The sequence below is a fragment of the Photobacterium galatheae genome, from assembly GCF_000695255.1.
In the GTDB taxonomy this organism is placed as follows: domain Bacteria; phylum Pseudomonadota; class Gammaproteobacteria; order Enterobacterales; family Vibrionaceae; genus Photobacterium; species Photobacterium galatheae.
Window position 1 is genome coordinate 80752 of sequence record NZ_JMIB01000008.1, and the last position, 14199, is coordinate 94950.

The 14199-nt window shown below is 55.8% G+C and carries 11 protein-coding genes and 1 riboswitch; of the genes, 10 read left to right on the plus strand and 1 reads right to left on the minus strand.

Annotation, left to right across the window (positions count from 1 at the left end):
- The first annotated feature begins 15 nt into the window (after positions 1 to 15).
- The 5 genes from leuD to thiQ all read left to right on the plus strand — a co-directional run bounded on the left by leuD (position 16) and on the right by thiQ (position 5478).
- On the plus strand, positions 16 to 618 hold the full coding sequence (gene leuD / locus EA58_RS05740; RefSeq protein ID WP_036750116.1) for a 3-isopropylmalate dehydratase small subunit: 603 nt from the start codon (positions 16 to 18) through the stop codon (positions 616 to 618).
- Positions 619 to 1029: 411 nt separating this feature from the next.
- Positions 1030 to 1830 carry a DUF547 domain-containing protein gene (locus EA58_RS05745; RefSeq protein WP_036750119.1) on the plus strand — a complete coding sequence of 267 codons (801 nt, stop codon included), beginning with the start codon at positions 1030 to 1032 and terminating at the stop codon, positions 1828 to 1830.
- 80 nt (positions 1831 to 1910) lie between these two features.
- Positions 1911 to 2023: riboswitch (TPP riboswitch) on the plus strand.
- 109 nt (positions 2024 to 2132) lie between these two features.
- Positions 2133 to 3119, plus strand: a complete 987-nt coding sequence (gene thiB / locus EA58_RS05750) for a thiamine ABC transporter substrate binding subunit (RefSeq protein ID WP_036750122.1) — start codon at positions 2133 to 2135, stop codon at positions 3117 to 3119.
- 16 nt (positions 3120 to 3135) lie between these two features.
- Positions 3136 to 4749 carry a thiamine/thiamine pyrophosphate ABC transporter permease ThiP gene (gene thiP / locus EA58_RS05755; protein WP_036750124.1) on the plus strand — a complete coding sequence of 538 codons (1614 nt, stop codon included), beginning with the start codon at positions 3136 to 3138 and terminating at the stop codon, positions 4747 to 4749.
- Positions 4750 to 4764: 15 nt separating this feature from the next.
- On the plus strand, positions 4765 to 5478 hold the full coding sequence (gene thiQ / locus EA58_RS05760; RefSeq protein WP_152547947.1) for a thiamine ABC transporter ATP-binding protein ThiQ: 714 nt from the start codon (positions 4765 to 4767) through the stop codon (positions 5476 to 5478).
- A 46-nt stretch (positions 5479 to 5524) separates the two neighbouring features.
- Here thiQ and EA58_RS05765 read toward each other — a convergent pair whose 3' ends face one another.
- Positions 5525 to 6901: a PhoH family protein gene (locus tag EA58_RS05765; protein WP_036750130.1), complete on the minus strand. Its 1377-nt coding sequence runs from the start codon at positions 6899 to 6901 to the stop codon at positions 5525 to 5527.
- A gap of 287 nt (positions 6902 to 7188) precedes the next feature.
- On the opposite strand from EA58_RS05765, the gene rapA reads away from it, so the two are divergent.
- The 5 genes from rapA to frdC all read left to right on the plus strand — a co-directional run bounded on the left by rapA (position 7189) and on the right by frdC (position 14198).
- A complete protein-coding gene (rapA, locus tag EA58_RS05770) occupies positions 7189 to 10104 on the plus strand; it encodes an RNA polymerase-associated protein RapA (protein ID WP_036750133.1) in 2916 nt (971 codons plus the stop codon).
- A gap of 101 nt (positions 10105 to 10205) precedes the next feature.
- Positions 10206 to 10898 (plus strand): bifunctional tRNA pseudouridine(32) synthase/23S rRNA pseudouridine(746) synthase RluA, encoded by a 693-nt coding sequence (rluA, locus tag EA58_RS05775; RefSeq protein ID WP_051641917.1) that lies wholly within the window; start codon positions 10206 to 10208, stop codon positions 10896 to 10898.
- A gap of 356 nt (positions 10899 to 11254) precedes the next feature.
- Positions 11255 to 13057, plus strand: coding sequence for a fumarate reductase (quinol) flavoprotein subunit (gene frdA, locus EA58_RS05780; protein ID WP_036750135.1), 1803 nt, complete (start codon positions 11255 to 11257; stop codon positions 13055 to 13057).
- Positions 13054 to 13818, plus strand: coding sequence for a succinate dehydrogenase/fumarate reductase iron-sulfur subunit (locus EA58_RS05785; protein WP_036750137.1), 765 nt, complete (start codon positions 13054 to 13056; stop codon positions 13816 to 13818). Before frdA ends, EA58_RS05785 begins: the two co-directional genes overlap by 4 nt.
- Complete coding sequence (frdC, locus tag EA58_RS05790; protein WP_036750139.1) at positions 13815 to 14198, plus strand: fumarate reductase subunit FrdC; 384 nt, start codon at positions 13815 to 13817, stop codon at positions 14196 to 14198. Before EA58_RS05785 ends, frdC begins: the two co-directional genes overlap by 4 nt.
- Position 14199 lies beyond the last annotated feature (1 nt).

Here is a 14199-nt window from a genome sequence, read left to right on the forward strand (position 1 = left end):
GAGAAGGAAAAAATCATGGCAGGAATCAAACAACATACCGGACTGGTGGTGCCGCTGGATGCCGCAAACGTCGACACCGACGCCATCATTCCGAAGCAGTTTTTACAGAAAGTAAACCGCATTGGCTTTGGCAAGCACCTGTTCCACGACTGGCGCTTTCTGGACGATGCAGGCGAGCAGCCAAACCCGAAATTCGTCCTGAACTATCCGCGTTATCAGGGTGCCAGCATCCTGCTGGCCCGGGAAAATTTCGGCTGCGGTTCGTCACGTGAACACGCCCCCTGGGCGCTGGCGGATTACGGCATCAAAGTGATGATTGCGCCGAGCTTCGCTGACATCTTCTATGGCAACTCAATCAACAACCAGATGGTGCCGGTGCGCCTGACCGAAGCGGAAGTCGATGAAATCTTCCAGTATGTTGAAGCCAATGAAGGTGCTGAAGTCACAGTTGATCTGGAAACCATGACGGTCAGTGCCAACGGCAAGTCGTATTCGTTTGAGATCGACGAATTCCGCCGCCACTGCCTGCTGAATGGTCTGGATAACATCGGCCTGACGCTGCAACATGAAGATAAAATCTCGGCATATGAAAGGAAGATCCCGGCATTTTTAGCCTGATCTATACTCAAAAGTCAGTGTCAGACACCCTGCTAAGGCCTGTCTCTTGATCAAATTTTAAAGGTCAAGAGACTTGGCAAGAGGGTAACCGCTCCTTCCTGTTATCCCGCTTCCTTCTGCCATCCTCGCGAAGGCGGGGATCCAGTGACTTTAGGGAAGAACTACATAGAAAATAAGGGGCAAAATGATTCTGGCAGATTACTTTCATCTCGTGCCCAGTGGATTCCCGCCTGCGCGGGAATGACGGTAATCAATTGATTCTGAATGATAGTTTATCGATTCTCATCGGGGGTTTTATGTCGGAAAGGCAGGGTGTTTTGCTCGGGTCTGCGAACAATAATCCGATCTGACCAGAAAGAAATGTACCTCCTTGCGGTCTCTTAGATATCAACCATCTACAGAGGTGTTCCCATGTTTTCGTTCCGCCAAGCGCTGTCCGTTTTCGCGCTCTTGTTTTTACTCAGCCTGTCTTCTGCCGTAACGGCCGCCCCGAAAGCCGACCTCTGGCCGTACTGGCAGACCAGCAACCCAAATAGCGCGACTCAAGTGGATCACAGCGCCTGGCAAAACCTGCTCAACACATACCTGCTCGTCGCCCCGGAACAAACCCGCTTTCGCTACGCAGCGGTCAGCGCGAAAGATAAAACCAGCCTGAATCAGTATATCGCCGGGCTGACCTCACGCGATCCCCGTCGTTTAAACCGCAATGAGCAGTTTGCCTATTGGGTCAATCTCTACAACGCCCTGACGGTGAAAGTGATTCTGGATCACTATCCGGTCAGTTCCATTACCAAGCTGGGTGGCCTGTTCAGTTTCGGCCCCTGGGATGACAAGCTGGTCACCATTGATGGTAAAAAACTGTCTCTGAACGATATCGAGCACCGTATTCTCCGCCCGATCTGGCAGGACAAACGCATTCACTATGTAGTGAACTGTGCCAGTCTGGGCTGCCCGGACCTGCTCCCCGAGGTCATGCATGCCGATCGGCTCAATGCGCAGCTTGACGGCGCTGCACGCCGCTTCATCAACAGTCCAAAAGGCGTCGATGACCAAGGCGGAAAAGTCCGTCTGTCGTCTATTTACGACTGGTATCAGTCTGATTTCGGTTCACTGACGGATCTGCAAAAACACCTCAACAATTACCGCAAACAACCGGTCACTCTGACAAAACCCAGTTATGACTATGACTGGCGGCTGAATGAGTTCCGCTAATTTCCGGCCATTTCAGTCCCAGACTGACACCGGCGGAGAATTCCGGCTGGCAACCCATGCCCGCCGCGTTTACAATGAGAGCCGTTCTCATGGGGAGTCTCCGGACTGAGATCGTGTCTGCACATGCAGCACACGGGACCCATTGAACCTGAACCAGGTCATGCTGGCGTAGGAATTGAGAAACTGAAAGCACATCATTACTTTCCCTTTTCGTGACTTTCCCGGGACGCCCTCCCGCTCACTCAACGCCGCGCCTTGAAGAAATCGGAATTCCCTGCCAAGCAGGAACTCAGGAGCGCTTTGTGAAACACGTACTGACAGCTTTACCCTTACTGGTTGCCGCCTCATCTGCCGCAGCCGCTCAACCGACTCTGACGGTGTACACCTACAGTTCATTTACTGCAGACTGGGGGCCGGGGCCGGCGATTGAGAAAACTTTCGAACAGGAATGTGGCTGTGATTTACAGTTCGTCGCACTGGACGATGGCGTGTCCATCCTCAACCGTGTCCGTCTGGAAGGCAAAAACACCAAGGCTGATGTCCTGCTGGGTCTGGACAACAATCTGATGACGGAAGCGAAGAAAACCGGACTGCTAGCGAAAAGCGGTGTCGACACCTCCGCAGTCACTATGCCGGGCGGCTGGACAGACAAGACATTCGTGCCTTTCGATTACGGCTACTTCGCCTTTATTTACGACAGCCAGAAGCTCAAGAACCCACCAGCCAGCATGAAAGCATTGGTCGAGCGTGACGATCTGAACCTGATCTATCAGGATCCGCGGACCTCGACCCCGGGTCAGGGCCTGATGCTCTGGGTAAAATCTGTCTATGGTGACAAGTCATCCGAAGCATGGCAGCAACTGGCGAAGAAAACCGTCACCGTGACCAAAGGCTGGTCAGAAGCCTACAATATGTTCCTGAGTGGCGAGACCGATCTGGTGCTCTCTTACACCACTTCGCCGGCCTATCACATGATTGCCGAGAAAGAAGACAAATACAAAGCAGCCAACTTCATTGAAGGCCACTACATGCAGGTCGAAGTGGCCGCGAAACTGAAAAACAGCCCGAACAGCGCACTGGCAGACCAGTTCCTGAAGTTCATTCTGACACCGGGCTTCCAGTCTCAGATCCCGACCGGAAACTGGATGTATCCGGTGACGGACCAGCCGCTGCCTGAAGCCTTCAAATCGCTGCCGCGTCCGGTTAAGTCGCTGGAATTCAGTGCTGACGAAGTCGCAAAAGAACGCAAAGCCTGGGTCCGCGAATGGCAAACAGCCCTGACGCAATAATGTTATAGGACTGACGTTGTTACTTTCCCGTTCCAGTCTGCCCGGCCTGTTCAGCGCCGGGCTGATCCTGCTCCTTGTCGGCGGGGCACTCAGTGCCCTGCTGATGCAGGCAACCGACATCCGGCCGCTGGCACTCTGGCAGGATCCTTACCTGCGCCATGTCACCGGCTTCAGCTTTCAGCAAGCCATCTTATCCACCCTGCTGAGCGTGATCCCGGCGATCCCTGTTGCTTATGCTCTGTCCCGCAGACGCTTTCCCGGCCGGGCGCTGTTGCTGCGCCTGTTCGCCATGACCGTCGTGCTGCCGGTGCTGGTAGCTGTGTTCGGTCTGCTGGCAATTTATGGTAACAGCGGGCTGCTGGCCCAATGGCTGGCGACGCTGGAGATGAAGCTGCCGTTCAGTATTTATGGCCTGAACGGCATTCTGCTGGCCCATGTATTTCTCAATCTGCCGCTGGCCAGCCGGTTACTGCTGCAAAGTCTGGAAGGCATTCCCGCCGAACAACATCAGCTCGCCGCACACTTAGGCATGCGCGGCTGGCCGCTGTTCCGGCTGGTCGCCTGGCCGCGGCTGCGTCAACAGTTGCCGCAGGTGGCCGGTCTGGTCTTCATGCTGTGTTTCACCAGTTTTGCCGTCATCATGTCGCTGGGCGGTGGCCCAAAAGCGACGACCATCGAACTGGCGATCTATCAGGCGCTGCGATACGACTTTGATTTAGCGGCCGGTGCCATGCTGGCATTGTGGCAAATGCTATTGTGCTGCTCGCTGGTACTCATCAGTCAGCGCTTTGCCAAGCCACTGGCGACCCTGAGCGGTCGGGTACAGCAGGGCCACCCGAACTATCTCGACAGCCGTGCGGCCCGCTGGTGGGACGGATGCTGGATCGGTGCCGTATTGCTGCTGGTGTTACCGCCGATGCTGGCCGTGCTGAGTGCCGGGCTCAACAGCAAGCTTTTCGGGTTACTCGGAACACCTGCACTCTGGCAGGCTGTCAGCCACTCGCTGCAAATTGCGTTCCTGGCCTGCCTGTTAGCCCTGATCGGCGGCATTGCCATTCTCTGTGCCAGCCGTTTCTGGCGATTACAGCATTACAAGGCCTCGGCCGATGGCCTTGAGCTGATTGGCACCATCATTCTGGTCACGCCGGGACTGGTGATCAGCACCGGGTTGTTTCTGCTGCTGCGTGAGTTCACCGATGTGTTTGCTTCGGCGTTCTGGGTGGTGGTGGCGGTCAATGCCCTGATGGCCCTGCCTTATGTCATCAAAACCCTGAGCCAGCCGATGCTGCATCTGGCCCAGCAGTACAACCCGCTCTGTCAGAGTCTGGGCATGCGCGGACTGTCCCGATTATCTCTGGTGGAATGGCGGGCGCTGCGCAAACCGGTTGCTCAGGCGATGGCAATCAGCTTTGTTCTGTCACTGGGCGATCTCGGCGCGATTGCCCTGTTCGGCAGTCAGGATTTTCAGACCCTGCCGCTTTACCTGTTCCAACTGATGGATAGCTATCAGATGGATGCTGCAGCCGTTGCGGCCCTGTTTCTGCTCTTGCTCAGTCTGGGCATTTTTACCGCGGTGGAGCGCCTGCTCATATCCCGCACCGCTTCCTCCGATCACGCTTCACATGGATAACGTATGACTGCTCCCATGCTGCACCTGTCCCAACTTTGCCATTGCTACCGTCATGGACATCAGGCATCCATGACACTGAGCTTCGACCTCAGCGTCAACAAAGGCGATATTCTGGCCGTGATCGGCCCCAGCGGTGCCGGTAAAAGTACCCTGCTGGCCATGATTGCCGGTTTCCTCAAACCTGACAGTGGAACGCTTACCATCAACGGCGAAAAAGTTGACCGGCAATCCCCGGCAGATCGGCCACTGTCGATCCTGTTTCAGGATCACAACCTGTTCCCGCACCTGAGCGTATTCGACAATATTGCGCTGGGGATCCATCCCGGCCTCAAGCTCAGCGACGCTGAAAAAGCACAGGTTCGATCCGCTGCCCATCGAGTCGGCATCGAATCCTATCTGGATCGCCTGCCTGAACAGTTGTCCGGCGGCCAGAAACAACGGGTCGCACTGGCGCGCTGTCTGGTACGTCACCGGCCGCTGCTGTTACTGGATGAACCTTTTTCTGCTTTGGATCCGGCGCTGCGGCAGGAAATGCTGGATCTGGTGGCTGGTCTGGCGAAAGAAGCCGGGATCACCGTGCTGATGATCACTCATAGCCCGGATGATGCGCTGAAGATCGCCGATCGCTGTGCTTTTGTCGATCAGGGGCGGATTCAGGTGTGTGGCCCCACCCAGCAAGTGCTGAGTGAGGCTCTGGATGATGGGTTAAGAAAATATCTGGGTCGCTGAGTGATCCAAAGGATACATAACCCAAGGGACACTCAGCGCCAGAAGATCACAGGTTTTCTTCCGCAAATTCCGCCAGACGGCTGCGAACGACGCCATTGAGATAAATATTGGCGCTGCCTTCAAAATTCTTAAATCGTTCAACGATATAGGTCAAACCTGATGTCACAGGTGACAGATAGGTGGAATCGATCTGCGCCAGGTTCCCGGAACAGACCAGCTTGGTGCCTTCACCACAGCGGGTGATGATGGTCTTGATTTGCGATGCGGTCAGGTTCTGACACTCATCCAGCAACACGAAGGCGTTCTGGATCGAGCGGCCGCGCATAAAGTTGATGGATTTGAACTGAATGTTGGCTTTCTCGAAAATATATTTCATTGAGCCGTCGGTACAGACATCGTGCTTATGCAATGCCTCCATCGTGTCTGTGACTGCGGCCAGCCAAGGCATCATTTTCTCTTCTTCCGTCCCCGGCAGGAAACCGATGGACTCGGCAATATCCGGCGTATTCCGGGTCACAAGTATCTTGTCGTACATCCCTTTTTCGATGACCTGCTCCAGCGCAGCCGCCATCGCCAGGATCGTCTTACCACAACCCGCCGGACCGGTCAGGATCACCAGATCAATGTCCGGATCGAGCAGCGCATCCAGCGCCATCCCCTGATAAATATTCTTCGGATGAATTCCCCAGGCCTGACGGTGCATCAACCGCTCATGTCCCAGATCTTTCAGTGTCACGTTTTCCCCGTCGAGATCCTGGATCCGCGCAGCGAAATCCGTATCCTCGTCAATCAGATACTGGTTGACAAAGGGAGAGTCAAACAGTTCCTGCGGCAGCTTATGCAATGTTGAGCGGCCGCGTTTTTCAGAATGGCATTCTCCAACACGCTCCCAGAAGCTACCGGGATAGCGGTGGAACCCTTTGGTCAGCAGACTGACATCGTCAATCAACTGGTCGGAACGATAGTCATCGACATAAAACACCCCGGCCCCTTTGGCCCGCAGACGCATATTGATGTCTTTGGTAATCAGCACCACTTCACGGGGAGCGTAGTGATGCTGCAAGTAGAGCACCCCATTCAGAATCCGGTTATCTCCGGCCTTATCCGCAAACGCATGCACCGTTTCGTGAATTTCATAGTCGGCAAAAATCGCGATCCGACCCTGATGTTCACCGTCGCGCGTTAAGGGAATTCCGGCAGAGATCTCTTCTGGTGTGGCATCGTGAAAAATATCTTCCAGCGCGCGAATCGCAACCCGGGCATCCCGGGCAACATCCCGCTTGCTGTCTTTGATCCGGTCCAGTTCTTCCAGAACCGTCATGGGAATCACAACGTCGTGCTCTTTGAAGGAGTAGATGGCGAGGGGTTCATGTAACAGGATGTTGGTATCAAGTACAAAGACTTTCCTATCAGCATCGTCCATAGACGTCTCCTTGTTCATCTGAGATAGCCATTGGTCTCGGCTATCATTATTAAGCGTAAACCCGCATCCCATTAATGACCGCAAAAAATGAAAATATTGTGACAATTTTCTCACTCAATCAGACTCTCACTTAGGTCGTGACCTCGCTCCCATCATGCAGTACCATTAGCCCCCTTTTTTCTGGTGCGATTTCTGGCTTACACTTATTTTCAGTGCTGTCAGTTAAAATACCGCGACTGGAATGAAACTCCCCCAGTATTTCAAATAATGAGAAGGTTTTTTCCACTATGCCATTTGCTTTGGGTCAACGCTGGATCAGTGACACGGAAAGTGATTTAGGGTTAGGAACTGTGGTCGCGCTGGATGCACGTACCGTCACCCTGATGTTTGCCGCCAGTGAAGAGAATCGCGTTTACGCCCGTCACGATGCCCCTGTCACCCGTGTGATGTTTAACACCGGCGATCTGGCTGAAAGCCAGGAGGGCTGGTCACTCAAAGTAGTGAAGGTGGAAGAACAACAGGGCATGCTGACCTATATCGGCACCCGTACGGACACCGGAGAAGAAAATGTCACGCTGCGTGAGATTTTCCTCAGTAACCAGATCCGCTTTAACAAGCCCCAGGACAAACTGTTTGCCGGTCAGATTGACCGCATGGACCGTTTCGCACTGCGCTACCGGGCGCTGAAAAACCAGCACGAGCAACACAAGAGCCCGTTGCGTGGCCTGTGCGGTATGCGTGCCGGGCTGATCCCGCATCAGCTGTTCATTGCCCATGAAGTTGGCCGCCGTTTTGCGCCGCGCGTGCTGCTGGCCGATGAAGTCGGTCTGGGCAAAACCATCGAGGCCGGCATGATCATCCACCAGCAGGTGCTGGCTGGTCGTGCCGAACGGATTCTGATTCTGGTTCCCGAGACGCTGCAGCATCAGTGGCTGGTCGAGATGATGCGACGCTTCAACCTGCATTTCTCAATTTTTGACGAAGAGCGCTGCGTCGAATCCTTTGCCGATGCACACAACCCATTTGATACCGCCCAGTATGTGCTGTGCTCGCTGGATTTTCTGCGTAAGAGCAAACGCCGTTTTGAACAGGCGCTGGAGGCCGACTGGGATCTGCTGGTGGTCGATGAAGCCCACCACCTGGTGTGGAGCGAAGACAAACCGAGCCGTGAATATCAGGTCGTTGAAGCGCTGGCTGAGAAAACACCGGGCTGTCTGCTGCTGACGGCAACCCCGGATCAACTGGGTCACCAGAGCCACTTTGCCCGTCTGCGCCTGCTCGATCCGGATCGCTTCTACGATTACGACGCGTTTCTGGAAGAAGAACGCCAGTATGCCCCGGTTGCTGACGCGGTCTCCGAACTGCTGGCCGGAAAAGCACTGGATGACCACGCCCGCCAGACACTAGTCAGCCTGCTGCCGGAACAGGATATCGCCCCGCTGCTGGACACACTGACCTCAGACAGCGATGAAACCGCACAGGCCGCCGCCCGTCAGGAACTGATTGACAGCCTGATGGATCGCCACGGGACCGGTCGTGTGCTGTTCCGGAATACCCGTGCCGCCGTGCAGGGCTTCCCGCAGCGTCACCTGAACCTGTATCCGCTGGCGATGCCGTCTCAGTACAGCACGGCGATGCGCGTCGCCGGGATGATGATGGGCAAGATCAGCGAAGAGGAAAAAGTCCTCAAGCTGCTGTATCCGGAAGATATTTATCAGGAATTTGAAGGCGAAGCAGCCACCTGGTGGAACTTCGATCCCCGCGTCACCTGGCTGCTGGACTTCCTCAAAGCCAACCGCAATGAAAAAGTGCTGGTGATCTGCTCCCGCGCACAGACCGCGCTGAACCTGGAGCAAGCGCTGCGGGAAAAAGAAGGCATCCGTGCCACCGTGTTCCACGAAGGCATGTCGATTCTGGAGCGCGACAAGGCAGCCGCCTATTTCGCTCAGGCCGAAGACGGCGCTCAGGTGCTGCTGTGTTCTGAAATCGGCTCTGAGGGCCGCAACTTCCAGTTCGCCAACCAGCTGGTGATGTTCGATCTGCCGAACAACCCGGATTTGCTGGAGCAACGGATCGGCCGTCTGGACCGTATTGGTCAGCAGCGCGATATCGAAATTCATGTGCCGCACCTGCAAGGGACATCGCAGGCCCTGCTGGCGCATTGGTATAACGAAGGTCTGAACGCCTTTGAAGAAACCTGTCCGACCGGCCGTGCCGTGTACGAAGCCGTGCAGCCACAGCTGATCAGTCTGCTGGCCAGCGATAATCACAGTCCGGAAGCACTGGAAGCGCTGATCACCGACAGTGCCCGCCTGCACAGTGAACTGAAAAGCAAGATGGAACAGGGGCGTGACCGCCTGCTGGAAATTCATTCCAACGGGGGCGAAGCTGCCCGCGAGCTGGTCAGCAAGATTGCCGCCAAAGACGGCGACACGAATCTGGTGACGTTCGCGCTGGGTCTGTTTGACACCATCGGTCTGAATCAAGATGACCGCGGGGAAAATGCTCTGGTGATCACCCCGTCTGAGCACATGCTGGTGTCCAGCTTCCCGGGCCTGCCTCAGGACGGCTGCACCATCACCTTCGAACGCGATACTGCGCTGTCGCGCGAAGACTTGCACTTTATCAGCTGGGAGCACCCGATGATTCAGGGCGGGATCGATCTGCTGCTGTCTGAAGGTGTAGGCACCACCGCCGTTTCCCTGCTGAAGAACAAAGCGCTGCCGGCTGGAACATTGCTGCTTGAACTGGTGTATGTTGTGGATGCTCAGGCGCCGAAACAATCCGGAATCGGCCGCTTCCTGCCACACACACCGATTCGCATTCTGCTGGATGCCAAAGGCAACAACCTGTCTGAGAAGGTGGAATTTGAAGGTTTCAACCGCCAGCTGAGTCCGGTCAACCGCCACCTTGGCAGCAAGCTGGTGAACTCGGTCCAGAAGGAAGTTCACACCCTGATTGCGGCGGGTGACCAACTGGTCGCCCCTGAACTGGACAAAGTCCGTCAGGCGGCTCAGCGAGAGATGGAAACGACGCTCGGCGCTGAGCTGGCCCGTTTGCAGGCACTGAAGGCAGTGAACCCGAACATCCGTGATGACGAACTGGACCTGCTGCAAAGCCAGATCCAGGATCTGACCGCATACATCAGCAAAGCCCAGATCCAGCTGGATTCGCTGCGCCTGATCGCCGTCAGCCACAACTGATCCACCGGCTGAACTCAGCCACAACTCAGGGCGGTAGGCAGTGTCCGCCGCCCTGTGATACCATCCCGCCGCAACGACGATAACCCTGAGATGACCCGAGCATGAAACCCTTACCGCCGATGGCCTATCACCCGCCAACTGATCCCTGGCTGGACGTTCTCTACATCGATCGCGACATCATTGCTGTGAATAAGCCATCTGGCCTGCTGTCCAATCCGGGCCGCGATCCGGCCCATGCTGACAGCGTGTTCAGCCGTGTGCTGGCAGACCACCCGAAGGCGCAGATTGTGCACCGTCTGGACATGGCAACGTCAGGGCTGATTGTGCTGGCGCTGAATAAAGATGCCGAACGCCATCTCAAGGCCCAGTTCCGCGAGCGTCAGACCGAGAAAGTCTATTACGCCCGGGTCTGGGGCACACCGGAACCGCAGAGCGGCACCGTCGATTTACCGCTGATCTGCGACTGGCCGAATCGTCCGAGACAGAAAGTGTGCTTTGACGATGGGAAACCATCCGTGACCCACTACGAGGTGCTGGAAAGCGACGGCCAGACCAGTCTGGTGAAACTCCGTCCGATCACTGGCCGCTCCCACCAGCTGCGCGTACACATGCAGGCATTGGGTCATCCGATTCTGGGAGATGAATTTTACGCCCATGAAGCTGCTGAAGCGGCGGCACCCCGTTTGCAACTCCATGCAGCGGAGCTGAGCTTTTTCCACCCGTACACCGGTGAGCCGCAACACCAGTTTGCGCCATGCGATTTCTTCCCGAACGCCCCGGCACGAACCCTCTGAAGCATCAAACCGTCTTCATTCAGGCGCTGAACTCAGCGCCTGCTTCATCTTAAAATCCTGAAATTAAAATCCTGACATCCCCAAAAGACAACTTCGCCTGAGTCTACGGTCAGCCACCGGTCACAACAGGGCCAGCATCAGAGTTGCCACAACGCGGACATTCCAATCCTTAGCCACATTGCCGTTACCTCCGTCACATTCATTGCAACACCTCGCAATATCGAAGCAAAACCCTAATCAAATCAATTCCTCCCTCCATTGGCTCTTCTACACTGTCGGTACAGTTTCGGACTCTGCTTCGAAGTCAGCCTACTCAATCACCAGCGGATACCCGCATTATTTACTGGAGGATAACTGTGCAGACCATCACCACAGATATCGCAGTCATCGGCGCCGGTGGCGCCGGTCTCAGAACCGCTATTGCTGCAGCCGAGAACAACCCGGATATGGAGATCACCCTGATCTCCAAAGTCTATCCGATGCGTTCACATACCGTGGCAGCAGAAGGCGGATCAGCCGCAGTGATCAAGGAAGAAGACAGCCTGGACAACCACTTCAACGATACCGTGAGTGGGGGCGACTGGCTGTGTGAACAGGATGTCGTTGAATATTTTGTCAAAAACGCAACGCGCGAAATGATCCAGATGGAACTGTGGGGCTGCCCGTGGAGCCGGAAAGATAATGGTGAAGTGAACGTGCGCCGATTTGGTGGCATGAAGGTCGAACGTACCTGGTTTGCAGCCGACAAAACCGGTTTCCACATGCTGCACACCCTGTTCCAGACCTCCATGAAATACACCAATATTCAGCGCTTTGATGAGTTCTTCGTGCTCGATTTACTGGTCGACGAAGGTCAGATTCAGGGGCTGGTGGCCATTCATATGGCAGAAGGCGAACTGGTCACCATCAAAGCGAAATCTGTCGTGCTGGCGACAGGCGGTGCTGGCCGGGTGTATCACTGCAACACCAATGGTGGCATCGTCACCGGTGACGGCATGGCGATGGCTTACCGCCACGGCATTCCACTGCGGGATATGGAATTTGTTCAGTATCACCCGACCGGCCTGCCGGGTACCGGCATTCTGATGACCGAAGGCTGTCGCGGTGAGGGTGGCATTATCGTCAACAAGCACGGTTACCGTTACTTACAGGACTACGGCATGGGGCCGGAAACCCCGGTCGGTCAGCCGAAAAACAAATACATGGAGCTTGGCCCGCGAGACAAAGTCTCGCAGGCCTTCTGGCATGAGCAGCAAAAAGGCAACACCATCGACCATCCGCTGGGTGATGTGGTGCATCTGGATCTGCGCCATCTGGGAGAAGACTACCTGAAAGAGCGTCTGCCCTTTATCTGCGAGCTGGCGAAAGCCTACGTCAATGTCGACCCGGCCAAAGCGCCAATCCCGATCCGCCCGACCGTCCATTACACCATGGGTGGCATCGAAACCGATGGCCACTGTGAAACCCGCATCAAAGGGCTGTTTGCCGTGGGAGAATGTGCCTCGGTCGGCCTGCACGGCGCCAACCGATTAGGCTCCAACTCTCTGGCAGAGTTCGTGGTCTTTGGTCGCGTTGCCGGGGAGCAGGCAGCCAAACATGCCGCCGGATTCCAGGGCTGGAATGACGCTGCGATTGAAACGCAGGCCGAAGCGGCAGCCGCGCGAATTGATGCCCTGATGAATCAGGAAGGCGACGAAAACTGGGCCGAGATCCGCACCGAGATGGGGCATGCGATGGAAGCCGGTTGCGGTATCTATCGTCAGGCTGATCTGATGCAGCAAACCATGAATAAGCTGGCTGAGCTGAAAGCACGCTACCAGCGCATCAGTATTCAGGACAAGGGCAAGGTGTTTAACACCGATCTGCTGTATGCCATTGAAATCGGATACGGGCTGGATGTCGCAGAAGCCATGGTGCACTCAGCGATGCTGCGCCGGGAATCCCGCGGTGCCCACCAGCGCCTCGACGACGGTTGCACTGAACGGGATGATGTGAACTTCCTGAAGCACTCACTGGCCTTCTACAACGAAGGCGGTGCCCCCGTCATTGATTACAGTGATGTCACGATTACCAAGTCTCAGCCCACAGCCCGGCTGTACGGCGAAGCCGCTGAAAAAGCTGCCGCAGACGCGGCAAAAGCACAGGAGCAACCCGAATGACAGCCAACCGTATCCAAAACGTCGCCATTCTGCGATACGACCCGGAGCAGGACACTGAGCCACACATGCAGTCTTTCAGCGTCCCCTTTGACGAGACCATGTCCGTGCTGGATGCACTCAATCATGTGAAGGATCATCTCGACAAACACCTGACCTACCGCTGCTCCTGTCGGATGGCAATCTGCGGTTCATGCGGTGTGATGGTTAATGGCGTCCCGAAACTGGCCTGTAAGAGCTTCCTGAGGGATTATCCGGACGGCGTGACCATCGAACCGCTGGCAAATTTCCCGATCGAGAAAGATCTGGTCGTCGACATGACGCCTTTCATTGAACGTCTGGAAGCCATCAAACCCTATCTGATCGGCAACGACCGGAAACCGAAGGACGGGACGAACCTTCAGACCCCGGCACAAATGGATATCTATAAGCAGTTCGCCGGGTGCATCAACTGCGGCCTGTGTTATGCGGCCTGCCCGCAGTTTGGCCTCAACCCGCAATTTCTCGGCCCGGCAGCACTGACCCTGGCCCATCGCTACAACCTCGACACCCGCGACCGGGGCAAAGCCGAACGGATGCCACTGATCAACGGCGATAACGGGGCCTGGGGCTGTACTTTTGTCGGCTATTGCTCCGAAGTCTGCCCGAAAAACGTCGATCCGGCCGCCGCAGTCAATCAGAGCAAGATTGAGTCCTCAAAAGACTTTGTGATTGCCATGCTCAAACCCGATGGTTCCCCGAAAAAAGTGGAGGCCTCAAGATGAGTCACCGTCAGCCTTATGTACGTCCCATGACACGGAACTGGTGGCAAGGTCACCCGTTCTACCGTTTTTACATGCTGCGTGAAGCGACCGTCCTGCCGCTGGTGCTGTTTACCCTGTTTCTGACCTACGGACTGGGCGCGCTGGTCGCAGGACCTGAAGCCTGGCAGGGCTGGATGCATTTCATGGCCCATCCTGTCGTCATCGCCATCAACCTCGTCGCACTGGCAGGCAGCCTGCTGCACGCCAGCACCTTTTTCAGCATGATGCCGCAGGTGATGCCGATTCGCCTGAAAGGCAAAGTGATTGAGAAAAAAGTGATTGTCGCAGCACAGTGGGCAGCGGTTGCTGTGATTTCCCTGATTGTCCTGCTTGTGGTCTAAG